General features: G+C 71.7%; 25 protein-coding genes. 14 read left to right on the forward strand and 11 right to left on the reverse strand.

Annotated features, from left to right (window positions below; translation table 11 throughout):
* Positions 1-65: 65 nt before the first annotated feature.
* Positions 66-1,169, reverse strand: coding sequence for a hypothetical protein (locus AB8735_RS39560; RefSeq protein WP_372412794.1), 1,104 nt, complete (start codon positions 1,167-1,169; stop codon positions 66-68).
* A gap of 482 nt (positions 1,170-1,651) precedes the next feature.
* Here AB8735_RS39560 and AB8735_RS39565 point away from each other — a divergent pair, with 482 nt between their 5' ends.
* The 4 genes from AB8735_RS39565 (at position 1,652) to AB8735_RS39580 (ending at position 5,597) form a co-directional block, all read left to right on the forward strand.
* A complete protein-coding gene (locus AB8735_RS39565) occupies positions 1,652-1,933 on the forward strand; it encodes an HU family DNA-binding protein (RefSeq protein WP_372412795.1) in 282 nt (93 codons plus the stop codon).
* Positions 1,934-2,067: 134 nt separating this feature from the next.
* The gene (locus tag AB8735_RS39570) at positions 2,068-2,829 is read left to right on the forward strand and encodes a hypothetical protein (protein WP_372412797.1); all 762 of its coding nucleotides are present in this window, start codon (positions 2,068-2,070) and stop codon (positions 2,827-2,829) included.
* Positions 2,830-2,898: 69 nt separating this feature from the next.
* Complete coding sequence (locus AB8735_RS39575) at positions 2,899-5,034, forward strand: hypothetical protein (protein WP_372412799.1); 2,136 nt, start codon at positions 2,899-2,901, stop codon at positions 5,032-5,034.
* Positions 5,034-5,597: a hypothetical protein gene (locus AB8735_RS39580; RefSeq protein WP_372412800.1), complete on the forward strand. Its 564-nt coding sequence runs from the start codon at positions 5,034-5,036 to the stop codon at positions 5,595-5,597. Before AB8735_RS39575 ends, AB8735_RS39580 begins: the two co-directional genes overlap by 1 nt.
* A gap of 98 nt (positions 5,598-5,695) precedes the next feature.
* On the opposite strand, the gene AB8735_RS39585 is transcribed toward AB8735_RS39580, so the two are convergent.
* A complete protein-coding gene (locus tag AB8735_RS39585) occupies positions 5,696-6,070 on the reverse strand; it encodes a DUF6573 family protein (RefSeq protein ID WP_372412802.1) in 375 nt (124 codons plus the stop codon).
* Between the two features lie 303 nt (positions 6,071-6,373).
* Here AB8735_RS39585 and AB8735_RS39590 point away from each other — a divergent pair, with 303 nt between their 5' ends.
* From AB8735_RS39590 to AB8735_RS39600, 3 genes are all read left to right on the forward strand, one after another.
* A complete protein-coding gene (locus AB8735_RS39590; protein ID WP_372412803.1) occupies positions 6,374-6,676 on the forward strand; it encodes a hypothetical protein in 303 nt (100 codons plus the stop codon).
* Between the two features lie 24 nt (positions 6,677-6,700).
* Positions 6,701-7,255 (forward strand): hypothetical protein, encoded by a 555-nt coding sequence (locus AB8735_RS39595; protein ID WP_372412805.1) that lies wholly within the window; start codon positions 6,701-6,703, stop codon positions 7,253-7,255.
* 114 nt (positions 7,256-7,369) lie between these two features.
* A complete protein-coding gene (locus AB8735_RS39600; protein ID WP_372412807.1) occupies positions 7,370-7,675 on the forward strand; it encodes a hypothetical protein in 306 nt (101 codons plus the stop codon).
* Between the two features lie 304 nt (positions 7,676-7,979).
* On the opposite strand, the gene AB8735_RS39605 is transcribed toward AB8735_RS39600, so the two are convergent.
* Complete coding sequence (locus AB8735_RS39605) at positions 7,980-8,201, reverse strand: hypothetical protein (protein ID WP_372412808.1); 222 nt, start codon at positions 8,199-8,201, stop codon at positions 7,980-7,982.
* Between the two features lie 333 nt (positions 8,202-8,534).
* Positions 8,535-9,011: a hypothetical protein gene (locus AB8735_RS39610; protein ID WP_372412810.1), complete on the reverse strand. Its 477-nt coding sequence runs from the start codon at positions 9,009-9,011 to the stop codon at positions 8,535-8,537.
* Between the two features lie 703 nt (positions 9,012-9,714).
* Here AB8735_RS39610 and AB8735_RS39615 point away from each other — a divergent pair.
* On the forward strand, positions 9,715-10,128 hold the full coding sequence (locus AB8735_RS39615; protein ID WP_372412811.1) for a hypothetical protein: 414 nt from the start codon (positions 9,715-9,717) through the stop codon (positions 10,126-10,128).
* Between the two features lie 96 nt (positions 10,129-10,224).
* Here AB8735_RS39615 and AB8735_RS39620 read toward each other — a convergent pair whose 3' ends face one another.
* Positions 10,225-10,638, reverse strand: a complete 414-nt coding sequence (locus AB8735_RS39620) for a hypothetical protein (RefSeq protein ID WP_372412813.1) — start codon at positions 10,636-10,638, stop codon at positions 10,225-10,227.
* A 341-nt stretch (positions 10,639-10,979) separates the two neighbouring features.
* Here AB8735_RS39620 and AB8735_RS39625 point away from each other — a divergent pair, with 341 nt between their 5' ends.
* The 4 genes from AB8735_RS39625 to AB8735_RS39640 all read left to right on the forward strand — a co-directional run bounded on the left by AB8735_RS39625 (position 10,980) and on the right by AB8735_RS39640 (position 13,905).
* Positions 10,980-11,621, forward strand: coding sequence for a hypothetical protein (locus AB8735_RS39625; protein WP_372412815.1), 642 nt, complete (start codon positions 10,980-10,982; stop codon positions 11,619-11,621).
* A 429-nt stretch (positions 11,622-12,050) separates the two neighbouring features.
* The gene (locus AB8735_RS39630) at positions 12,051-12,605 is read left to right on the forward strand and encodes a hypothetical protein (protein ID WP_372412816.1); all 555 of its coding nucleotides are present in this window, start codon (positions 12,051-12,053) and stop codon (positions 12,603-12,605) included.
* Between the two features lie 258 nt (positions 12,606-12,863).
* The gene (locus tag AB8735_RS39635; RefSeq protein WP_372412817.1) at positions 12,864-13,196 is read left to right on the forward strand and encodes a hypothetical protein; all 333 of its coding nucleotides are present in this window, start codon (positions 12,864-12,866) and stop codon (positions 13,194-13,196) included.
* A 346-nt stretch (positions 13,197-13,542) separates the two neighbouring features.
* On the forward strand, positions 13,543-13,905 hold the full coding sequence (locus AB8735_RS39640; RefSeq protein WP_372412818.1) for a hypothetical protein: 363 nt from the start codon (positions 13,543-13,545) through the stop codon (positions 13,903-13,905).
* Positions 13,906-14,618: 713 nt separating this feature from the next.
* Here AB8735_RS39640 and AB8735_RS39645 read toward each other — a convergent pair.
* Positions 14,619-14,834 carry a hypothetical protein gene (locus AB8735_RS39645; RefSeq protein ID WP_372412507.1) on the reverse strand — a complete coding sequence of 72 codons (216 nt, stop codon included), beginning with the start codon at positions 14,832-14,834 and terminating at the stop codon, positions 14,619-14,621.
* Between the two features lie 731 nt (positions 14,835-15,565).
* On the opposite strand from AB8735_RS39645, the gene AB8735_RS39650 reads away from it, so the two are divergent.
* The gene (locus AB8735_RS39650) at positions 15,566-16,411 is read left to right on the forward strand and encodes a hypothetical protein (protein WP_372412505.1); all 846 of its coding nucleotides are present in this window, start codon (positions 15,566-15,568) and stop codon (positions 16,409-16,411) included.
* A 544-nt stretch (positions 16,412-16,955) separates the two neighbouring features.
* The gene (locus AB8735_RS39655; RefSeq protein ID WP_372412503.1) at positions 16,956-17,294 is read left to right on the forward strand and encodes an endonuclease domain-containing protein; all 339 of its coding nucleotides are present in this window, start codon (positions 16,956-16,958) and stop codon (positions 17,292-17,294) included.
* 600 nt (positions 17,295-17,894) lie between these two features.
* Here the strand turns inward: AB8735_RS39655 and AB8735_RS39660 are convergent.
* The 5 genes from AB8735_RS39660 to AB8735_RS39680 all read right to left on the reverse strand — a co-directional run bounded on the left by AB8735_RS39660 (position 17,895) and on the right by AB8735_RS39680 (position 22,272).
* Positions 17,895-18,140: a type II toxin-antitoxin system RelE/ParE family toxin gene (locus AB8735_RS39660; protein ID WP_372412502.1), complete on the reverse strand. Its 246-nt coding sequence runs from the start codon at positions 18,138-18,140 to the stop codon at positions 17,895-17,897.
* Positions 18,137-18,397 carry a type II toxin-antitoxin system Phd/YefM family antitoxin gene (locus AB8735_RS39665; protein WP_372412500.1) on the reverse strand — a complete coding sequence of 87 codons (261 nt, stop codon included), beginning with the start codon at positions 18,395-18,397 and terminating at the stop codon, positions 18,137-18,139. The genes AB8735_RS39660 and AB8735_RS39665 overlap by 4 nt, the downstream gene beginning before the upstream one ends.
* A gap of 104 nt (positions 18,398-18,501) precedes the next feature.
* Positions 18,502-19,269 (reverse strand): TniQ family protein, encoded by a 768-nt coding sequence (locus AB8735_RS39670; RefSeq protein WP_372412499.1) that lies wholly within the window; start codon positions 19,267-19,269, stop codon positions 18,502-18,504.
* A gap of 293 nt (positions 19,270-19,562) precedes the next feature.
* A complete protein-coding gene (locus AB8735_RS39675) occupies positions 19,563-21,305 on the reverse strand; it encodes a hypothetical protein (protein WP_372412497.1) in 1,743 nt (580 codons plus the stop codon).
* Between the two features lie 313 nt (positions 21,306-21,618).
* Positions 21,619-22,272 (reverse strand): hypothetical protein, encoded by a 654-nt coding sequence (locus AB8735_RS39680; protein ID WP_372412820.1) that lies wholly within the window; start codon positions 22,270-22,272, stop codon positions 21,619-21,621.
* Positions 22,273-22,862: the final 590 nt, after the last annotated feature.

The following is a 22,862-nucleotide window of genomic DNA, read 5'->3' on the forward strand; positions in this document are numbered from 1 at the left end:
AGGAGCGGTTCCCTCAACCACTCATCTCTTAAGACTGTACAGTTCGGGAGTCGAGGTGTCAAGGCTTAAGAAGCGGGGCGCTTGCGGGTCGGGTTCAAGATGCCGTTCTCCGCGCGCCACTGCCGGTCGAGCTCTTCCTTGCGATCGCGGGCCGCGGCATAGACCTCCCATGCGGCGGCAAACTCCTTCGAACGCCGCCGAGAAGCCCGCAACGCCTCCCGGCGCGCGATCTCACGACGCCGGCTCTCCTTCCCCTCGAGCAGCGGCGCCAGAGGCTCCCGCTCCTTGCGCCTGCCCCGGGCGACCGGCGCCGGAGAGTGAGCCCGCCACACGGCCAATGCCCGACGCCCGTCGGCGGTGAGCGACACCGGCCCCCGCCCGTCCCCAACTGCCTCGCCAGGAGTAAGAAATCCGGCGGCCACCAGAACCTCCACGCGGCCGGCCGCAATACGGCGGCCACGCCCACGGCTGCGCGCCGTGACACGCCGCGCCATGCCGTCGCTGTCGAAGAACAGCTCGCCAGCCGCAGCCCACCCCACCGCATCTGCGTGAGCGGACGACCAGCCGAGCCGGGCAGCCTGGCTCTCCTGCAACCCGAGGTCAAGCCAGTAGCCGCGCCCGGTGGAGCCCTCCCCGGACGGAGGCTTTCCAGCACGCCGGGCCCCTTCCTCTCCGGAGACGCCAGACGCGCTCGCCGGGATGGCAACGTCGGCGCCCGGGCCGACGGCCGTGGGCTCGACCGCCGACGCCGGCTCCCCGCGGCGGCCATCTGCCTCGGGCTGCAACTCCCCCTTGAACCAACGGCCCTCACTCATCGCCGGGTAGCGGCGCCGGTCCTTGGCGGTCAGCCCGAAGCTGTTGTCCGCCGCGCTCGCCCGGACTAGGCCCTGTCGCTTCGCCCGCGTCCACAAGCGGTACGCAGTGCGGCCCTTCTCGCTCAGCAGGAAGTGGCGGCGCCCCGGCCGCGACTGGCGGACGGTCAGGTAGCCCGCGGCCCAGAGCCCGGTCACGCGGTCCTTGGCGACCTGCCGGTGGACGTCCCACCGGTCGGGCCGGACGTCTTCACCCCAGAAGCCGTCAACGTATTCACACAGTTTGCCGGAATCGGCCCAACCCATTGCCGTGAGCTGGGCGTCGGAGAAGAGACCTTCAGCGCGTTGCCGGTGCACCGGGTGCAGTCGACCGCCCACATGTCGCGGGGGATGGTGCGGCTCAGTCCCACTTCGAGGCCACGGGGGACCGCGGGCCCGTCGGGACGTGCGGCATGGGGCAGCATGAGTTCTTCTGTCCAGCAGGGAAAGCCGATTGATGAAGGCGCGCGTCGCCCGAGGGCTGGTCGGGTCGCGCGTGCTCGCGCAGCAGCCCCCCGAGGCGGTGGCCAGATCCGGGCCGAGCCGAGGGACGGCAGGGGCGACGGGCTTCTCGGGGTCCCGTCGAAGCGGGAAGGGTCGCCGGCGCACATGGACTCACATCCGGATGTGCCGCAGCGCGACGATTCCTAAGTCTGTACAGTGGGGGTGTTGTGCTGTCCAGGCTGGAAGGTCCGGGATCCGCCTCGCCGACGCGCGCCGGCCCGAGTGGACGGCCATGTCAGTGCCGTCTGGCAGCATCGAGCCGATCCATCCCCCTGCAGAAGAACACGGAGCATCGCATGAACCGCAGTGAGCTGGTGGCCGCTCTGGCCGACCGCGTCGAGGTGGCCCGCAAGGACGTCGACGCCGTTCTGGCCGCCTTCGCCGAGACGGTCGGTGAGGTCGTCGCCAAGGGTGACGAGAAGGTCGCCATCCCCGGCTTCCTGACCTTCGAGCGCACGCACCGTGCCGCTCGTACCGCCCGTAACCCGCAGACGGGCGCTCCGATCCAGGTCGCTGCTGGTTACAGCGTGAAGGTCTCCGCGGGCTCCAAGCTCAAAGAAGCCGCCAAGGGTCTGTAGGCAGGGGCTCGCTGGGCGGGCCGGGAGCCCGGGTGCGCCCGGGCTCCGCTCCCCGGCGCCTGCACTGGAGCGGCCCCTTCTGAAAAGTTGGAAAACCATGGAAAAGCGTGGACTCCGTGGGATAGGGTGGCCCCGTGGACCAGGCCTTCGACGCACTCGAACAGCAGATGGCGCAGCTGCGCCAGAACCTGCGCGCCGCCCTCGCCCGCCATGACGCGACACGGGTCGGCACCGCCCACCAGGAACTGCGTCGAGCCGAAGCCGCCTGGCACGCCCTGGTCGGCCCCGCATCACCACCCCCGGAGCCGGCATCCGCGACGGCGCCACAGGCGCCGCTGCTGTCGATGCGCGAACAGGTCCTTCGGACGCTGGAGATGATTGGGGCCCCCGCCGCGCCGAAGACCATCCGCCCCGTACACCGCGCGATCTTCGGCACAGACCTCTCGAAGTCCATGGCCAGCCTGCGCCGCGACGAAGAACGCAGCTACAAGAAGACCCCGAACGCCAGGGGCGCCTACATCTGCCCAGCGCTGACCGCCGACCGGCTCACCAGCGCACGAGCCCTGCTGACGATCAGCACCTGGCCGCTGGAACAGCGCATCGTCACCCCGACATCCGAACGCGTCGACTACCTGACCATGGCCACCCGCATCGCGGACGTCGCCGAGCGCGCCGCAGCCCAGACCGACGCCATCAAACGACTCCTCCACGACATCGCGCTGAACATCCCCGGCACCGGCGCTGAGATGGGCCTCATCAGCCCCGCAGCGGTCCGCGCCTGCGCACAGAACGAACGACGAACCCTCCAGGACACCGACCAGGCCGCCCGGCACGAGGCCGCAGAACGCGCACGCCGCCTCGACCCGTACCACCAGCTCTTCGGCGTACCCGCCTAAGGCCACGCCACAGAACAAGCCGTCGGACACACCCGGTTGATCCCCACAGACTCACGGAAGGACACGCGCATGGCGGACGTACCCCTCGGCGGCTGCGCGGCCTGCTCGGGCAGCGACCGGCCCGGATACGTCATCCACTGGTTCCAGGTCGGCGACCACATGCGCTCGCAGTACAAGCGCTGCCCGAAACAGTGCACACCGCAGTCACGTGCCGAAGCGATCGCACGGGCGAAGGAACGCCGCGCACAGCAGCAGGCCTCCGAACATCCCGCTCCGCCCACGGCAGTTCCCGCCGACGCCCCCGACCGCACTGCGGCACCGGTACGCCACGCAGCCGCGCCTCGCCCGGCACCGCTGTACCGCGGTCGCCCGGCAGTAGCGGCGCCGCGCCGCACTCCGTCCCGCCCGGCTTCGACATCCGCCTCTGCCCAGGCCCCCCGCCGGTGGCCTGCCATCGCGCTCGACGCCACCGCGGACGGCTGGACACTCGACGTCGACCAGATGCCGCCCCCCGCCGGCCCGCGCCTGACCGACTGGATGGCCTGGCTCGGAACCGGACTGCCCCTGCGCGTCGATCGTGCGCACGCCGCCGGCCGGGCCGGCGACGGCATGATCTGCCTGACCGAGGCCGCCGTCAAAGCCCTCGGCCTGCCCGCCGCGCTGCCCACCACCGACAAGACCCTCGCCAAGCTCCGCGACAAGATTGCCAAGGCCGCGGCCGGCGCCGGCATGGAGATCTCCGACGAACTCGGCCCGACCTTCTACGCCTTCCGCCGCAAGGGGTCCCCCGGCGGCCCCAAGACCTCCGTACGGATCGTCGTCACCCCCTGGCTGGGCCAGGGCTCTGACAAACAGCAGGCCACCGCCGCCATGACCGTCCAGCTCGCCACCAACCCCGACGGGCAGCTCGACGCCACCACCCTCGCCCGCCGCATCCGGACCTTCGTCACCGACCTCGGCATCACCCCCGGCGTCACCCCGGCGACCACCGGCATGCTCCTCTTCGACGCCGTCCGCCCCCGCACCGAGTGGATCGAAGACCCCGGCACCGGCGAATGGAAGGCACAGCTGCGCGACGGCGCGCTGCCCGCAGGCGACACCACCGTCCCCCCCGCAGCCGGCGCCCGCCACCCCAAGACCCTCGACCTGCTCGCCAAGAACGAAGCCCTGTGCGAGGAAGAGGACTACAAATGGTGGGCACGCCACCCCACCGATGACGAAGCAGCCCTGCCGTACGCCGTCGCCGTCGACGTCTGCGCCTCCTACCTCTCCGTGACCGAGTCCCTGCGCCTGCCGGCCGGGGAACTCACCTACGTCACGAACCCGCAGTGGGACGCCAAGACCGCGGGCCTGTGGCACTGCGACTTCACGACCGTCGAGACCGAGGAACTGCTGCCCCACCCGGCCACCTTCCACGGCAGGCCCCCGCAAGGACCCGGCTGGTACGCCACCCCCACCGTCGCCTACATGGTCACCGAGTACGCCTTCGACCCCTCGACCATCACCGACGCCTACCTGTCCACGCACACCGTGCCCGTGCTCAAGGAATGGACCGGCCGCCTGCGCCAGGGATACAAGCGCGCCTACAGCGACCTCGGACTCACCGACGGGCTCGACCCGCAGGAATTCCTCGACGCCTACGCCGTCCACAAGCAGGTCGACCGCGACGACACCGTACGCCACGACGCCCTCGTCCTCGCCACCCTCTACAAGAACATCTACAAGGGCGGCATCGGCAAGTGGGCGGACTCCGGCCGCACCTCCCACCCCGACGACGAAGCATGGCTGGAGAAGATCGTCGCCTCCTGGAGCTACCGCCCCGAACTGCGCTTCCATGTCATCGCCGCGGCCCGCATCGCTGGCCACCGCCGCATGCGCAAGACCTACCGCATCACCGGCAAGGCACCCTTCGCCATCAACGTCGACCAGGCCCTGTACGCCGCCGCGAGCCCTTCGCCCCTGGAACTCCTGCCGCCCCACCAGAACGGCAAACCCGTACCCGGCGCGCTGCGCCTGGGCATCGCCCCTGGCTCCTACAAGCACGAGGCCAGCGTCCCCATGAGCGCCGTGGCCGACCTGATGAACAACAGCGAACACCCCACCCGGCTCACCCACGACTACGCCACCGACGGCACGCCGCTGCCCGGCGACACCCACCGCGCCCGGCAGGACGACGGCACCCAGGATGAGGAGGGCACCCGCTGATGTCCGCTGACCAGGAGCGTCCCGAGCCGGGCATGAACCAGCGGGTCAAGCAGTTCCTGTTCCCCTCCCGCCAAACGCCCTCCCGCAACACCACGCAGGCCGAGCATGTCCGCGACCGCAAGTACGGGGGCAACATCAAGGCCATGGCCGCCTCTTACGGCGTCGCCCCGCGGACCGTCTACCGGTGGCTTGACGGATCCCGTCACCCGGTCAAGCACGCCGAGCGCCTGCAGCGGGAGGCCGCCGAGGTGCAGACCACGCCCCGGGGCCGGGAGCGGCGCGCTCGTGAGCTGGAACAGCGCGGAGCCGTCTCCGGTGTGAGGGCTCGAGTCGGGCGCACCACCAGCTTCAACATCCGGGGTTCAGACGCTGTCCGGACCCGCGACATCTACCTCACCCTTTCCGGAGAGCAGGCAGCCGAGCTGGCCCGCGCCGAGAACGAGGACGAAGTCCGCCAGGCCGTCGCGAAAGCGGTCGCCGACTACTTCAACAGCGGCAGCCCGTTCGGCGGCTGGAGCGCGCAAGATTTCGACTTCGACCCGCACGACTTCGACCTGACGTAGCCGTCACGGCTGTGATGGGCGCTGCGCGTTTGAGCTGGCCGGTTGAGCCGCCGACGTCCTGGCCCATAGCTCGGCAGAGACTGGGCGGACGCTCTCGTTCACATCTCGTGGGGGAGCATCACGGTCATGACGGGCCCGCCCGTACTGTCGGGCTCGATACAAGCGATGAGACGGTCGGCTCCGGCGAGCGCCTGGCCGGAGGGCAGCTCGCTGGCAGGCACCACGAAGCACACCTCGTTCGTGGGCGCCTGCTCGACGGCCCTTGCTACCGCGGACAGCACCACCTGTAGCCGCTCGCCCTCGTCCCCGTCGTCGCCCACCACGAACTCCCGCCGCGCGCCTGCGGTGATGGCCAGCGGCATCTCGATGCCAACAGCCGACGCCGTCACGGGCGAGATCTCCACGAAGGTGCCGTCCTCGAAGGCCTCCGCCCGCGTGTAGGCGGCGACTACGGGCCCGTATTCATCGTCCATGTCGCATACCCCGATCTCTCCGCCTCGTTCCACGCCCTGCTCAATTTGCCGCCTTCGGCCCGTGGACGCTGCCCTTCGTAGGGTGGTGAGTGCGACTGAGCGCTTCACGCCCAATGCTCAACTGGCCGACCAGAGTGCTCAGTCACACGGTGAGGCTCGCCCCATCCCCGTCCCTCCAGCCCAGCGGTCCAGCCTCCTCCTCCAGACAGACCGGCCGCAACCTATGGCCAAGGCATCAGCCGGGGTGCGGAGTATTGAGTGGAATCTCGCCCCGGCCGGAGCGCTGACTGGAAGCATGAAGGCATGAGCGGTGTCGATAGCGAAGCCGAAGACATGGTTGCCCAATTGCGCCAGGAGCTTGCTGGGGCGGAGAGCAACATCGACGGCGCGATGATGGGGATTGCGGATTCATACATGGAGCTCGCCTCCGGCGCTGGCCGCGGTTACAACGTTCATGCCCAGTACCGCGCGAGCAACCTCCGCACAGGCAAGCCGGTCACCGAGCTGGCGGTGGAACTGGCGGCCTGGGCAGCCGAGATCGCTGCGAAGGCTGGGGCCCTGGACACCAGGCGTGCCCTTCTCAAACAGCTCGAAGACGAAGGCTGACCGGCCACCGGAGGAGGAGTCTCCATGGGCCTGCAGAACCGCACCCCGATCTCGATCGACCAGATACTCAGGGCGCTGGCCACTCTGGGCCAAGAGCACGTCGTCGACCCCGAACTACGCCCGGACGGCCTCATCCAGCAGGACGTCCCGGAGCTCCTCGGAGCCCTCCTGGGCCTCGTCGAGACCGAGAGCACCACTCTGGTCGACCCGCAGGCGGAGCCGCCCGCTGCCCTGCACGGCCTCCAACAGGGGTGGCGGCACACGAGCGCAGATCGCGCCGTGCACCGCGCCGTCCTGGTCGATCGGCTGCACCGTACGGCGTTCGACGTCCCCCTACTCCTCGCCGACGTCGAACCCGACGGTGATGACGAGGACGTGCCCGAGCCGCCCGGCATCGCCGGCGCCTCGGCGAGCGCCATGGCTGCTGCGGCCCTCGTCGAGGCTCAGGAGCACCTTGTCACCGGCCGCCGCGACCATGCCTCTCGCGCCCTGGACTCAGCCGAGGGGTACCTCGCTCAAGCGCTGCTCACCCTGCACCTCTTACGTCTCCAACTCCGTGCGATCGGGCTGAAGGAGTGAGTGGCCCCGATAGACCAGCCTCGAATGCACGGGCATCTGCCGTCCGGAGGACATTGACGGGTCGCTGGCCCGTTGCAGCGAGGACGCCGACCTGTGAAGCCGATGATCAGACGCATGGTTCTTGAGCGTGATGACCGCGACCGGCTCGCGGAGATGATCCGGAGGCAGCCCGTCAGGCCGCCTTTGAGCGCGTCGGCTGCGGTGGTCGACGGCGTGCTGCTGGAGTTGGCGATGGCAGTCATGCAGCAGGCTGAGGAGGTGTTCTCCGGGGAACCGCTCGGAGAGGCTGTGGCTATGCTGAGCGGTCGGCTGGCGAACGGCATGCCAGAGCGGGCCATCGCCGACTTCAAGCGACAGATGAATGCTGTCGGCCTCCGGCATCTACGGGGGCAGGCGCCCTCGCCGGCGGTTCAGGGGTAGAGAGCGGGTGGAGAGCGACGAGGGCACCGAGCCTGGTGAGGAGGAGTTCGGGCCGGAGCTCTGTGACCTGTGCGGAGCAGCGATCAGCGACGACAGCGAGACCTATGCCCTTGCCCTCGTGCCGGACTCCTCCGTCGTGCACTCCGAGGACCCGAAGTTCGACGGCAAGCCGTCCGGTCCGGCTACCTGCCGCACGGGATCCTGTGTTCCCCGCATGCCCTGCGGGAGGCGGCGGACGCCGGCGAGAACAACCTGGGCCACTGGACCGCCAAATAGCAGATGCGGTCCGGCTCGGGCTCGCTGTTCAGCGGTTGTTGCTGAAGCGGTCGTTGAGGTAGCGCAGCACGCGGGCCCGGGTCGTGGCGTCCAGGTCGCTCAGGGCCTCGACGCATTCCCCGAGGACCTCTAGCTCGTCTCGATATTGGACGGCCAGGGCGGTGCGGAACTCTTGGAGCCCCTGGCTGCCGGCTGCTTGTACGGGTACGGATGCCGTGGCGGGGTGGGCAATCGCTGCGGTGGAAGCCATGCCAGGACGGTAGCCGTGCTCGTGGCTTGCCCTTCGGCATTGTCGCCCGGCCGGCGGCGGGTCATGTGCTGCTTGTTGCACTGCACCGTGCCGTCGCTGTCCTGCCCGGCGCGGCCGGTCCTGGCGGTCCTGGTGCGTTCCTGCCGCGGGCGGTGCCGTTCCCGGCGACGTAGCGGCTCCAGGCGGCTGGGACCGGCAGCAAGACGGCGCGGCGCTCGGCCTGGGCGCCCTTCAACCCGGCCAGGGCGCGGCGCAGGACCTCGGTCGCGGTGTGCAGTGTGTGCTGCTGTTGTTCGGCCGGACGGCGGGTGTTGTGCAGCTCGGCTGCCGCCTCTACGCGCGGGCGCTTCGCCGGCGGGTCTCGGGCCGGTGGACGGTGACGGGGGCGGGGATGGTGCGCCATGGGGCGGTGCGGCCTTCGCGGGCGCGGGTGACGGTCATGACGGCGTCGGTGGGGGTGATGGAGCCGGAGCCGTAGAGCATGGCGGCGTAGAAGCGCAGGGCGTCGCGGCGGACTCCGGGCTGGACGGGGATGCCGCGGTCCCACTCGGCGCGCCAGTCCCGCCAGGGTTCGGTGGGGATGTCGAGGCGCCAGTGCATGCGGGCGGTGATCCGGCCGCCGGTGACGCGGGCCGGGGCGGTGGGCAGGCTGTGCCACCAGGCGCCGGTCTCCTCCACGCCGGGAAGGTCGTTGACGATGGACGACAGGTAGGAGGTCAGCTCGACGGGGCCGCGGCCGGCATCGCAGCCGTGAGCGTCGGCCCAGGAGTCCAGGCCCACGGACCAGCGGGTGAACAGCAGGGCGATCACGGGGGGGGGCGCTCCTCGGGGAGTGGGGCCCGGCCGCCGGGCGGCGGCCGGGCCAGGGCGGTTCAGGGGCGGGACAGACCGCGGGTGACGGCCCGGTCCGCGCACCGAGTGCCGGGGGATCGAGCAGCTGGAGCTGCCCGCGGCCTGACCGGCCCCTCGCCGGTCGCCGTCGGCGGGTGCTGGGGTCTGCCGCTCTACCGCCGCCTCGGGGTCGTGCGGCCGGTCGCCGCCGTCCGTCTGCCGTCTGTTCCGGCCCGGCTCGGCCAGTCCGCTGGGTTCGATGCGGGCAGCCCCGGGGGCCGGATCCGTAGTGGGTGCTCCGGGCGGCGTTGTCCCGCGGCCGAGGGTGTCGGCTCTGTCTGCGACTTGTGGTGTCCTGGCCGACCCGTCCTGCCCGGGGGCCCCACGACCCCGGCGGGGGCAGCCTTGGTGGCGGCGTCGATGGCCGAGAGCCGGGGTGTTGCGGCCGTCGCAACACCCTGCCCCCGCCCGGACCGTACGGCCGTCCGCCTTCTTGACGGCGCCCTGGTCCCGGTCGTTGGGACCGGCTGCCGTCGGTGCGGTTCCGGCGGTCTGTACCGGGATGGTTAGGTGTGCCGTCTCATGAGGTTGGTGCCACGGCTACCGAGACTCGGGTGCCAACATCTGTACGAGATCCGGAGCGGTTCACCAACCGAACCTGCAATGACATGGGAGGGGCAGCATGAGCACCGAGCAAGCGGAACTGGATGAAGGGGAAGTCCTGGCGGCTGCGGAACAGTTCCCATGGGCTCTGGCCGCGCCGGGCGAGCGCCACTGGCCGGACGGCGAGTTCCTGGACGTCGCTCTGCGCGCGGTACGCCCCGAGGAACGCGAGGGGTACATCGAGCACCTGAAGGTGTTCGTGGAGCAGCATCGCGCGCGCCTGGAGGAGATGCTGTGCGGCTGGGGGCCGGGCAGCAAGCCCGCCCAGTTCGGCCGGTACGCGCTGGTCGGACAGCCCGAGACCCTGGTCATCCTGGAGCGGATGGAGACCAACCCGTTCGGGCTGCGCGGCCAGTGGGACGAGGTGCTGGAGGGCATCCTCCTGGACGACCTGGAATTCGTGTGGGGGCCGTGTATCCGCCTCAGCCGATGAGCAGCCGGGAATGAGTGGCGGGCCAGTGCCAACGAGGAGACAGCCCCGACCGCGCAGTGATCGCGGCCGTGGCACCAACCTCATGAGACGGCACAGTTAGGCCGTAGTGGTGGGACGGGTCACGGTGTCGTGGATGACGAGGTATTCGGTTCGCTGGCGCACCAGGCGGTACCGAAGGTCGGGGTGGCGTTCCTGTGAGGCGGTCAGGAAGCGCTGTGCTTCCTCTTCGTCCGTATGGGGCAGCGTTGCGGGCCCCCACTCGCCGGCGTCGTAGACCTCAACGAGCCAACGGACGTCGGCGGTGCGGGCGCATGTCGGGTGGGTGGCGGCCCGGAGCGCACGGCGGCGGCTCCGCCACCCCAAAAACCATGCGCACAGGGCCACTTCGATGAACGTAACGGGCCAGGTTGCTGTGGGGAGGGAGAGATGGTCGAAGAACAGCTTGCCGAGCGAAAGTATGCTCAGGGACGACAGCGTCCCGAACGCGTAGTCCTTGTAGTCATGGCGCATCGTCGGTGCCTTGCTCCGGAGGTCTGCGGGTGGGTCGGTGTGCGTCGTCAAGGGCGTAGACCAACCTTGCCCCGTTACGTTTAATTTACGGTAAGCGCGCAGCAAATGTCAAGGCTTAAGAAACGCCCTGGTGTGTGATGTGACAGACGATACGGCTGCCCCAGAACGGGCGTGACCCAGTGCCACCGCGTCCGCGCCAGCCCCCGTGGACGCGATCTCACCCACGCTGGCGGACAGTGGATCGTCGATGGCGCGCGTCTCGCCGCCGCGTGCGGCCCGCTCATCGCCGTCCCATGGGTCACCGTGCACGTGTAGGTCCACCGACAAGGAGCCTCGGAGCAGTGTTCAGTTACCAATACCGCGACCCCTTTGGCCTCGACGAACGCGGCCGTGCCGAGAGCCGCCGCCACCGTGGCGGCGTGCTCGGCCAACTCGCCGACGGCACCATTCCGACCTACCGCTTCGGAAGCACCGCACGAGAGAACGAGTTCGCCGACCGCTGGAGCAAACCGGGTGGCCTTTGGGCTCATGACCTCCCCGAGGCGCCCGCGCACCTGGTCCCGGCGTGCAGCTGCGGGTGGCGGGGCACCCCCGTCCCCTACGACCCGGAAGGCGGGGCCTACCCGGATCCGGAGGCCCCGCGACTCCTGTGGGACGCCGCCGGTGACAGCGCCCGCACGGCATGGACGGCCCATGCAGCCGCGGCCATATCGGACACCGTCCCCGACGCCCTGAACCTTCAGCTCTCCCAACTCGCCGACGGCCTACGGCACCTTGCCGAAGAAGAGCCCCGTGCTGCCCTGGCTGTGCTCCAGACCCTCCAGCAAACCGCCGCCACTACGAAGGCCACCGCACTCACCACAGCCCGCGAACACCACATCTCGCCGGCCGCCCTCGGGCAGCCCTTCGGCGGGATTCGGCAGCACATCCACGACCTCTACCGCAGCATGGTCTGCAAACTCGCCCTCGCCCTCCGGGCCTAGGCCGATCCGCACCGGGCCCGGCCGAGCAGTACCACGGTGCCAAGAGGCACTGGCCGCGCAAGGACCACCTCCTTCGAGCCGCGCCCCCGACTGGTCGGGTTGGTGCTGTTCGCCGCGTCTGTCCGCTCCGAACTGCGCCGTGCGTCTGTTCGGGTCGGGGCGTCGTCGGGTTCGAGTGTGCCGGGTGGGCCGTGCCGGGGCGTTCGCCTTTCCCCCGTCCTGGGCGTGGTCGCTGGCCGGATGGTTGGCGGTGGTCGGGGTGGTTGTCGGTGCCGGGGGTTACACTCGCGTCCAGTGCTCTACGTGGCGGCTCTTTCCCGGGCCGAGGATCTCAACGCGACCGTCCCGGCCGCCTGTTGCCCCTGGCGGCCGGTCCCTTTTCGCAGAGGCGCGCGGCACGCCGCCTTCATGAGCCCGGGAGACATTCTCATGCCACAGACCACCCTCCTTGATTTCGAGATCGGTTACCGGGGGCGGGACGGTCGTCGGCCGCTCGCGGTCCGGACGGTCACCGGCGCGTCCCCTCAGGACGCCGTCCGCCTCAGCCCCGATGTGCTGCGGGGCCTGGGCGTCGGCGGCCCGGCCGGATTCCAGCTCCTCGACCTGCAGATCGAAGACCTGGCCTGGGAGCCGCGGGTCCCGCTCGCCTTTCCCGTCGGGCCGGGTCCGCAGCTGGACCGCGATGGCCTGCCCGTGATCGGCAACAAGACGGACTGGCGCTTCCGGGCCGTCTTGACCGTCGGGCATCACCCGCAGGCGTACATCGGCCCGCGACCGGACGAGCGTTGGCGCACCGAGCTGTGGATGCGGCCGGTCCTTCCCATCAGCGCCAGCCTGCGTCCGTCGGGCGCTCTGCCCCTGCGCGCGCGGCTCGGCGACGGCTCGGTGGTGGACGCGGACGAGTGGGCCGCGTACTACGGGCTGACGCGCACTCAGGCGGTCCGTGTCCTGGCGGAGTGCGGGCTCGAAGCGGTCGCACCGTAGCGACTGCCCGTCAGGCTGCCCTGGTCCTTGTCGCCGCCCGCCGTCCGGGCCGGTGTGCCGCTCCCTCCGTCGGCCGCGCCCCGCGTTCCTGCTCTGCCCACCTGCTGGGCCGGGGCGGTTGTTCCCCGCGGCCACCGTCGCCGTCCCGGCTGGGCCGGGGTGGGTGCGCTTGGTGCGGGAGGGCGGCGACGGGCGTGGCCGGGCCCTTGCAACGCGGGTGTGCGACACGTTCCGTGTTGCGCCGCTACGCTCGCCAGCATGAATGATGACTCCCTGGAAGGCACAGTCCGCCTGCACACCGGCGGGGTGACCGCCGAGCCGGTACTGCAGGTCGTCTCTTTCGCGCTGCGACGTCTGCGTGAAGGCGGCTTGAACGGCATGCTGGCCTTTGCCGACCTGGTTGCTCTCTCCCGTGACGACGCGTTCATCCTGCCGCACACCTCCCGGACCAGGGCCTTCCAGGAGGGCCTGGTGGACGAGAACGGGCGCATGGATCGGGGCATCGCGGAGGTAGTCCGCGCCAGCGCCGAAGGTGAGGGCTATGACGTTCGGGTACTCGACCCCGTCACGGGCCAGTCCGCGGTGGCCTGATCGCCGCTGGTGCATTACGAGCTGCGGACCATGTTCGCTGTCACGAACCACCGTGCTTCCTGACTTCGGTGACAAACGACCCAACTTCGCTGTCCCGGGTTAGTGCCGGCCTTCGTTCGCGCTGGTCCTCGGCCCCATGCTGCGGGAGACCGTAAGGGGCTTTGCCCGGGCCACTGCAACGCTTGGGTGCAACGCGGGGCGTTGTTGCACCCAAGCGTTGCACGAACGCTTGTTCCGGCCGCCGCCTGGCGGCGCAGTGTCCCAAGGGCGGTGTCGGACCCCCGCGGTACGGTGGCCCCGCCCCCGATTGGCGTGGTGGCGCCCGCTGTTGAAGAGGAGTTGTCCAGTGTCCGAGGCTCACCCCGCCCACAGTGGCCTACCCGCCCTGTACCGCGCCGAGGTCGGTGTGTTCCGCGGGCGGTGGACGATGTCGGTCATCGGCCCGGACCTGGGCATGGCCGCGGGGCCGAACATCGACCTGGGCCCGGCCGGGAACCTCACCACGGCCTGCCCTGACGACCCGGGCCGCTACCTGGTCGCCATCAGTGGCGAGGTACCGGTTCTGCCCCGGGAGGGGGCTGTGCGGGTCCTGGAGGAATGCGGCTTCGTGGTCGAGGCCGCCGCCCGCGACGACGCCAGGACCGACCACGGCTGGACTCAGCTCGCCATCACGGAGTGGACCGCCCCCTGCCAGCCCGCCGCTCCCTGACTCCGCCCGCCGGCCGCTCCTTGACCGGTAGTCGGCCGCGCCAGCGCTCCTGCTCTGCCCACCTGCTGGGCCGGGGCGGTGCGTCCGTCGTGGCCGTCCTCCGGCTGCGCCGCGTCTCGTCCGTCCCGACCGGTTGCCTGGCTTGAGTGCGCCGTGCCGCGGCCGGCACCGCGCGGTCTCCTGCTGTCCGCCGGTTGGGTGGCCGGTGTTCTCGTCCTCAGGCACGCCGGTGACACAAGTCGACGGGCTGGCCCGTCATTTCGGTTGCTGCTAGCTTTGAAGCGGCGTCGCAGATTCGGGCACGCGGTGCCAGGCCTGCGGCCTCGGCCGCAGAGCCGAACCCATACCTCCGGCCAGCGGGGCAAAGACCCCAGGCCAGCGGGGCAAAGCGCCGTCGGGCGCCCCGATACAACGGCGGTGCCGCTGAAGCGGCACCGCCGTTGGCATTGCTCCTGGCCGCTGTTCCCGCGTCGTCCTTTAGCGGCCCCGGCGTCCGTTCCTGGTGGCCGCCCGCGCCGGGCCCGTGCCTTTCAGGGGCGGGGCAGACCGTGGGTGCCGTCGTCGGCCAGGCGACCGGCCGCGGGCGGTGTGACGTGGGGATCGTGGGTCAGGGCTCGTTGTCCGTTCGGGTGTGCCGGGCCGGACGTGCTTGTCGTCATGGCACGCCTGTGCACACCGCCCCGCGTGTTGCCGGGTGGGTGTTCCGGCTGGTGTCAGGGTGGTGACGGTTCCCAGTCCTCCGGGCCGTGGCCGCGCCAGTCGAAGAGAGAGTCGTCGGTGAGGTCCGCGTCGGCGGCGTTCTCGTATCCGGCCCGTTCCAGGAAGACCGGGATGTCGGCCGGCTGGTAGGCCGTGCCCAGGTCGCGGCCGCCGTACGTCACCCGGCGCCAGCCGCGCCTGTCCGGCGGGTGGACGACCACTCGCTCCATGTCTCCATCGTTCGCCACGGCCGCGGGGCCTGCATCCGGGGGGTTTGTGAGGCGCGATCGCGGGCCCGCGGTCCTCTGGCGTCGCCGGTGCGTCCGTACGGGCCGGTGCGTCCTCGGGCTCGAGCGTGCCGGGCCTGCCGGGTGTCCGCTGCCGGGTCTGCCGGGCCCGTCGGCGGTCCGGCCGCCGTCGCTCTGCCGCCGCCGGCTCCTCGTCCGTCGTCCCGTGTCTGTGTGCTCGTCGTCGCGTGCCCGCGTCCTGTGCGCCCGGTGCTGCTGCTCCCCGCACCCCGTCCCGTTGTCCCGCAGGGCGTGGTGGTCGGTGTGGTCTGCTGGCGTGTTCGTGTGGTGTGTGGGGTGGGCTGGGGTTCGGGCGTGCAGTGCTGGCGTGGGATGTTGGTGTGTTGTCACCTCGTGGCCTGTGGCGTGTTGTGGTGTCGTGTTGCCTGGTCGGGCTGTGTGAGCGCGCTGTATCAGCGCGCTGTTATGCCGTGCTCGCATGTCGTGTGGTGATGGCTGGTGGCAGGGGCGTGTTGTGGTGGCTGGTCATGTTGGCGGGGAGTGCGGACATGCTGTGCCTGCTCGTCGCATCTGCTGGTCGTGTGGGCGTGTTTGTGGTGCGTGTTGGTCGTGTGCGGTCGTCTGGTGGTCGCTTGTGGTCGGGGTGTGGCTGGTTGTGGTCGGGGGTGCGGGTTCGCTGTGCCGTGCCCGCCGGGGCCGTTACGGTCCGGGGCATGACGGAGTTGAGGAAGAGGCTGTTGCCGACGGGGGAGTGTTTCTGCGGGTGCGGGGGTGAGGCGGAGATCGGGCGGTGGTTCGTGCGGGGGCATGACATCACGGCGGGTGCGGCGTTGCGGGCGGTGGAGGGGGTGAGCCTGCCGCAGCGGCTGGTCGACGCGGGGTTCGGGCCGGGCCGGTCGGTGGTGGCGCAGGCGGTGGAGCAGGCGGGCTGGGCGCGGTGCGCCGGCTGCGCCTACGCGGGCCCGGCAGCTGGGCTGGCGGCCCACGTGCGCGGAAGCGGGTGCGCCGCCGAGGACCAGGCGGAAGCCGAGTCCGAGTCCGGGCCGGAGGAGCCGGCCGTGGCCCGGGAGCTGGCGGGGGACGAGAACGCTCCCGCCGCCGGGGAGCTGTCCGCGCAGGCCTCCTCCGGGGGCCGGCGGCGCCGGGATCGGGCCGGTGAGGATGCCGGGCCGGTGCGGGCGGAGGCCGGGCCCGCTAGGGGGCTGCTGCTCCCGGGCCCGGATGACGAGGTGTGGAAGCAGGTGCCGCTGCATCTGCGGCAGAACCTGTCGAATGCCGCGTACCGGCTGGTGACGCCGGAGCAGGCGGTGCTGAGGGAGAAGGGGAACCGGGGGGTGCGGTTCGCGTTGCGGGCGGCCGGGCAGAAGCGGCTGTCCGGCCGGCACTGGCACGCGCTGCTGACTGCTCCGCGGGAGTCTTTCGGCAGCGCGCGCAGCGAGCGGGCGCAGAAGGCCTTCGCGGTCCTGGAGGAGGTGGTTGCCGAGTACCTCGCGCCGGCCATCGAGGGCAACGCTGCGGACGGGGCTGAAGACTCGGCGGTGGAAGCGCCGGCCGGATGAGCCGCCCGGCGACGCCCGACGTCCCGTCGCGCCCCGCGGGCAGGCCGGTGTCCCCGCCGTACGCTGCTCCCCACCGCGGAGACCTGCCCGGCCGGTGTTGCGGGGGATGCGCAACACCGGCTCGTGCCAGGTCTCTCCGGCTCTCGTGGTGCCCCGCCGCGAGGGCCACCGCTGTCTTCTTTTCGCCTGTGTATAATGGCGAGGACCCCATCCCCTGGGCGGGCCAATGCTTTCAGGGATGAGGCCCTCTACCAGCACCGTGTAGGGCTCCGACCGTCTAGGTCGGGGCCCTTCGGCTTTCAGGTCCTGGTCAGACCAGCTCCCGTACGGCCTTCACGACCGAGTAGAGCGGGCCGAACCAGCGGGCCCAGCGATACAGCCGGTCCCACCTGTCACCACGGTGTCCCTCCGGACCGCAGTCCATCGGTACCCCCCGCCCCCCTTCGGACTGAAGGTTTGGGGACATGTCGGTCCGCCTGCTGGCGAGCCCGTGAGCGCTGGGCCTGTCCAGCGCCCGCCCGGTGTGCCTGTTCCCGCTTTTGGTGTGGGGCGCTTGGCGGCCGTGGCGGAGGGGCCGGGTCTGTTGCCGCCGCTGCACGCTGCCCGGGCGGTCCCGGTCCCGGTGGTGCCTGCCGGGCAGTGGCAGGCGCGGCGCAGTCCCGGGCTGGTGTACGCGCGGATGTCGAACGCCGGGCGGGCCGGGCTGCTCCGGCAGTATCCCGGCTGTGAGTTGTGCGGGCGCAGGCCGTCGGCGGCCGTCGGCCATGATGGGCGGACGGGCTGGGTGCGCGGTGTGTTGTGCAGGAGCTACAACAGCTGGCTGGGGTCGGTGGAGGCGGCGCTGCGTGTGCCGCGGCGGCGGATGCAGACCCAGGCGGCGTAGCTGCATTGGCGGTTCGAGGCCGGCGGCACGGCCGCGCTGGCCTGGTACCTGGGGGAGTTGTCCTATCTGGGCGTGACCGGCGAGGAGTTCGCGGACGGCCTGCGGCGGGTACGCCGGCTGCTCTCGGGCACCGGCGGACGGTCCTCACCGCGTTCGAGCCGGATGACGGGGTGAACAGCCCTTTCCCGCGGGGCCTGGCCAAGGCCTTCGCCGGCGACGCCAGCGCCCTGTTCGGGCGGAGGCCCTGATGCCGCGTCCTGCTCGCGCCGGCCCCGTGCCGACCACCGCCGTGGGCAGCTGGCCGTGCTCCCGGGCCCGTGCCGCGCCCGTGGCCTGCCTGCCGCCGGGGGCCCGGCCGCCCCGCCCCGCCTGCTGCGCTGCGTCTCGTCCGTCCCGGGCCCGCGTCCTGCTGCTACCCCGGCCCAGGGCTCGGGCCAGGGTCCGGCTTCGCCGCCCGAGAGTGATGCCGCCGGAAGCCAGCTTGGGGGGGCGGGGGAGAGAAGCAGTAGGCGAGGAGTGAGGTGGCCCGTGCGACGTGCGGGCTGTACACGGAAGGGGGGCGACCACCTTTGCATGAGGCCGCCCCCCCTCTCGTCGTCTTCAGTGCAGGCGTCCGAGGTGGATGACGCTGATACGGATTTGTTGGTCGCTGATCTCGTACATGACGCGGTAGACCCCGACGTGGATGCGCAGCAGGTCGGCGCTGCCGAAGGCTCCCTCAGGCCGTGGATCGTCGGCGAGATGGTCGACTGCGGTGAAGACCTGTCGCACGCCCTGCGGATCGTCCTTGGCGAACTTCTCCGCCTGGGTGAGGGCCTCGGGTTCCCAGATGATCTCGTAGGTCACGCCTCGGCTCCGCCGAAGATGCGGCGGAGTGCTTCGTCCTGCGGGACGCCGGCGGATTCGCCGCGGCTCTGCCGGGCGCGGTAGGCAGCCAGGGCCCGCATCTCCTGGAGCTCCAGAGCGTCGGCGGGGCTGACCAGTATCGCGATGGTGTGTCCGTGGTCGGTGATGGCGACCGGCTCGCGGGTGGCGCTGACCTCGCGGGCGATGGCACCGAGCCGGGCGCGGGCCTCGACGATCGAGTAGGTGGTCTCCGTCATGCACACCAGCTTACAGAAGTGCGCACATTCCGCCTGGTGCGGCCGGAGGCTGCCTCCTGGGGGAAGGGCTGCCGTGTGCGGAGGCCGGGCCTGGTTCGGCTCGGTTACGGGGTCGGCCGGTCGCGCGGGCTGGGGGTGATGCCGAGTTGCTTGAGGATCTCGTCGACGAGATCGGGGTCCGCGGGCGGCGTCTTGCCGTCGGCCGGCCAGGGAAGGTCGAGGAGATCGGGCTGGTGGAGCGCCGGGCCGGGCCAGGCGAGGTCGCGGGGCCGGTCCGTGTCGATCACGAGGGGCCGCTGTGTTTCCTGGGCCAGAAGGCGGGCCAGCGCGGGCGCGTTCCTGTCGGTCATGTGTGCCTGCTCGGCGAAGCCGAGCGCCAGAGCCGCAGCCAGACCAGGGGAGATTGAGGTCTTGCCTTCGCCTCCGCGGCGGAAGCTCTTGCCGTTCAGGTTCTCCTGGAGGATGCGCCGTGCGGTCTCCTCCGCAGGGCGAGCGGCGCCCGGGCTGGTGAGGGCGTGGGCCTGGGCGGTGGTCATGCCGGTGGCTGCGCGCAGGGCTTGGATGGTGCGGTCGGGCAGGTGGGCGGCGAGTTCGTCCAGGCGATGGGTGGCGGAGGTGCCGGGTTCGAGGCCGAGGAGTTCCATGGCCTGGTGCCGCTGGACGCCGGCCGCGGTGGCGACGCGCTGGACGTAGCCGGCCAGCGTTTCGGTGGGGCGGGGCAGGGGAGCGGAGGGGATCCGGGCGGGGAGGCTGCGCTGCCGGCCGGCGCGTGCGGCGACGGCTTTGCGGGCCTGGTCCAGGGTGGTGCCGGGGTGCTCGCGCTGGTACTTGCGTACGGCGCGGTCGAGCTGCCGGTTGCGGGGGTTGGTCATGACGGTTTCACGTCCTTGCCGGTCTGCTGCCCCACACGCGTCGGCCGGTCCAAGGGTGGATGAGGCCATGACGAAGTCGCTCGCGCGAGTCTGGGACGTCTGCGGTCCCCCCGGCGGTGTGGGCGTCGGGGCTGCGGACCGGGCGCGGCGCGGTTGCCCGATGGTGCACCAGCATCGTAGCGGCGGCATCGGGCGCACCCCAGAGGCAGACCACAACCCGAGCGCCGGCCCGTGTCCTGCTGCCCCCGGGCTTGGTGTTCGGGTCGTGGCCGCTGCGGCGCTGGGCTGGCCGGTCAGTGCTGCGCCCGGTGGCCGGTGTTCGGGCCGGGGGTCTGCGGCTGGTGCTGGCGGCCATGGCCTCGGGCGAGGCGATGGAGTTCCTCGTGGACGTATGCGCAGCTCTCGCGGGCGGGCAGCCGTGTGGTGTGCCCGGTGATCGGCCGTTCGTCCTCGGCCAGGGCCCAGACACCGGGGTCGGCGAGGTGCATGGGGCGTTTGCCGGCGTGCTGGGTGGCGGTGGTGATGCGGGTGCGGTCGCCGGCGGGGTCGCCGGGGATGATGAGCCGGCCGCGGGTGACGGTGCGCAGGCGGGGCAGGATCTTCTGCCACTCCCGCGCCGGCCCGCTCCCGGTGTCCGGCTCCGGGCTGGGGGAGAGGTGGGCGGTCGGCTGTACGCAGGCGTCGAGGAGCAGTTCCCCGGTGGCGGCGTCGGCGACGGCAATCTCCACGAGCATCTCCTCCCCGGTGCGCCTGCCCCAGCCCCCATCCCCGCTCGTGGCCTGGCTGTCGGCGGGCGGCGGCGCGGTCCTGGTGCAGAGCACGACCGCGGCGCCGGCCTGGGTGAGGGGGAGTGCCCAGCGGGCGCGTGTGCCCCAGCGGGTGCCGCCGAGGCGGATCACGGCGCGGTGGTGACAGGCCAGCGGGTCGGCGCGCAGCTCGTCGGCGACGGCCTCCGGTGCCGGCCCGCCGTGCCCGTCGCGCGTCCATTCCAGCTCCCAGATGCCGGTGAAGTTGTCGAAGTGCGCCCACACCTGGACCTGGTGGCGGTCGGCCAGGGCCGCGGCGAAGTGGTGCACGGCCTCGGCGCGGTCCGGTACCCGGGCGATGTACTCCCGCAGCGGGCTGGGCTGTCCGGGCCGCACAGCCCGGATTTCCTCCCAGTCGATGCCGGGCATCTCGCGCAGCGCTTCGACGTCGCGGGTGCGGTAGTAGGGGACGTCGATCCACCGGCGCCGCCCCACGCGGGCCTGGTCGACAGTGGCGGGGGTTACCCAGCCGGCCGTCACGACGAGCTTCCAGTCTGTGGGGCGGATCTCCAGCAGGCCGGCCGCCTCGTCGGAGCGGATCAGCCGGTCGCCGGTGATCCGCTCGCACAGCTCCTCGTCGGCGGCGAGGGCCTCCAGGCCCTCGAGCGGGTACCGGCCGCCGCGCCCGGCCGTGATGAGGCCCTCGGCGGCGGTCTGCTCGAGCTCGGGGCGGCTCCAGCCGAGCCGCTGCGCGGCCGCGTCCGGCGGCAGGCTCACCGCGCACCACGCCTGCCACTGCGCCTCCTGCTGCGCCTCGCGTTCGCCGCGCTCGGCGATGACCGCCTCGAGCGCGAGGCGCCCGTCCGGCGTCAGGGCCCTCGCGTCGCGGACCGAGTACAGGGGATAGCCGGAGTAGTCCCCGACCACCCGCAGGAAGCCGCGCCTGGCCAGTTCCGGCACGTCGTCGGCCGCGACGGCGAGACCGGTTGCCGGCGTGAGGATTTCCTCGGCGAGCCGGCGCGCGCCGAGCCCTTCCCGGTCGGCGATCGCCTCGCGCAGCTCTGCGACGCGGCCGGCGAGTTCGTCGGCCGCCTGCCGGCTCCACCCCTTGGTGGTGGTGCGCTCGGGGACGATGCCGAGCTCCTGGCCGCGGGTGACCATCCATGGCTCGATGCCGAGCTCGGCCGCGAGCTGCCCGCGGTTGACCACCGCCGGCCTGCCGTCCGCCGCGCCGGCCCGCTCGGGCGCCGCCAACCCGCCGCTGTTCGGGAGGTCCTGCTGCTGCGTCACATCCCACCGCCTTCACCGGACTTCGCGGCACCGAAAGGGGCGCCGCCGTCCCCGGGACCGTACTCCTCGCAACCCCGCCACGCAACCATGACACCCCATTTGACCTGCTGCTTTGTAACTTGCAAGTCTCCGCGCGAGGGGAACAGGCCGGGGGTCTCGGAGCTGTTGCCGGTGGCCTGCTGCGGCGCTGCTCTCCAGGGGCGGGCACCGGGCGCCGCACCGCTTCCCGGCCGGCCCGTGCTGCGCCCGGCCGTCGTCTGCCCCGGGGCCCGGCCCGCCGGCCTGCGCCGCGGGCCTCGCCGGCCGTGCGCTGTCAGCTGCTGGTGTCCCCGCCCTGGCCGGCGGTGCTGTCCTGCGCTTCCGGCGTGAAGTCCTGGGCGCGGGCGAGGCCGTGCTGCAGGCTGGCGCGCCAGATCTGCCCGGTGGTGGTGACGCAGGCGGAGAGGCGCTCATACTCGGCGAGCGGCCCGACGAGCTCCTCGTGGCCGGTGTCGTCGCGCCGGTAGCGGGGCGGGGTGATCCCGGGGTGCTCGTCGCGCCACCGGCGCAGAGCCTCGATCGCCTCGCACGAGGTCGCCCAGCACGCCGCTACGACGCGCTCCACCAGGGCGGTGTCCAGGCGAGCCGAGATCTGTTCCGGGAAGCCGCCGTCCCGCGAGCCGGGCCACCGCCCCTGATCCCACGCCTCCTCCGGCGCGGCCGGCCACGGGTGATCCCAGCCGCGCGCCCGCAGCTCCTCGCGTACCCCGTACTCGATCAGGGCGTCCCGGGTGTCCAGCAACAGCCCCTCCGCCCGCAGCCGCCGGGGCTCCGTCCGCCGTCGCGCCCGCACCCCCGCCGCTGCGCCCCGCGGCAGCCCGTACCTCCACCACTCGGGCGCCGAGGACAGCACCGCACTCCGGGCCTTCCCGGCCTCCAGCAGCTCCTTCAGCCGGGCCTTCGCCCCGTACCCCGCCGAGATCGTCACCGGGTACCTCGCCGCTCGAACCATCCCCACCCTCACCGGCCACTTTGTAACTTGCAAGGCTCGACACTGTACGCGCTCCCCGCCCCCAACCCAGCGCCCTTGCAGAGATCCTGAAGCAGCATCACCCCCACCACCGGGGACCCGGCCGGCCCGCTGCGAGAGCGCGAAGCGCTCCAAGATCACCAACAATACCCGCTACACTAAGTAACCAAGGCGCGAAGTGCCCACCCCCACTACAACAGCAAACCCCCCGCCGCTGCCAGCAACTCCGCAGCGCAGCGGAGGAGTTCACCCCCACAGTCACAGGGCGCGGAGCGCCCCGCCGGATCCCAACTCGGGGGCGCAGCCCCCGAACCCACTCCCCATCAACCACCCCAACTCCGAAGCACAGCACAGGAGTTGCCTCACCCACACCCCAGGGCGCGGAGCGCCCCACCCGCCCACAGCCCCCACCCCCACCCACCCCGGCGAGGGCCGAAGGCCCCGCCAACTCCCGGGCGAAGCCCGGGAGTTCACCGTACACACCCGCGAAGGGCCGAAGGCCCGAGCCCCCGGGCCGAAGGCCCGGGGGTTACCCGGCGTAGCCGGGA

Source organism: Streptomyces luteireticuli, assembly GCF_041519305.1.
In the GTDB taxonomy this organism is placed as follows: domain Bacteria; phylum Actinomycetota; class Actinomycetes; order Streptomycetales; family Streptomycetaceae; genus Streptomyces; species Streptomyces luteireticuli.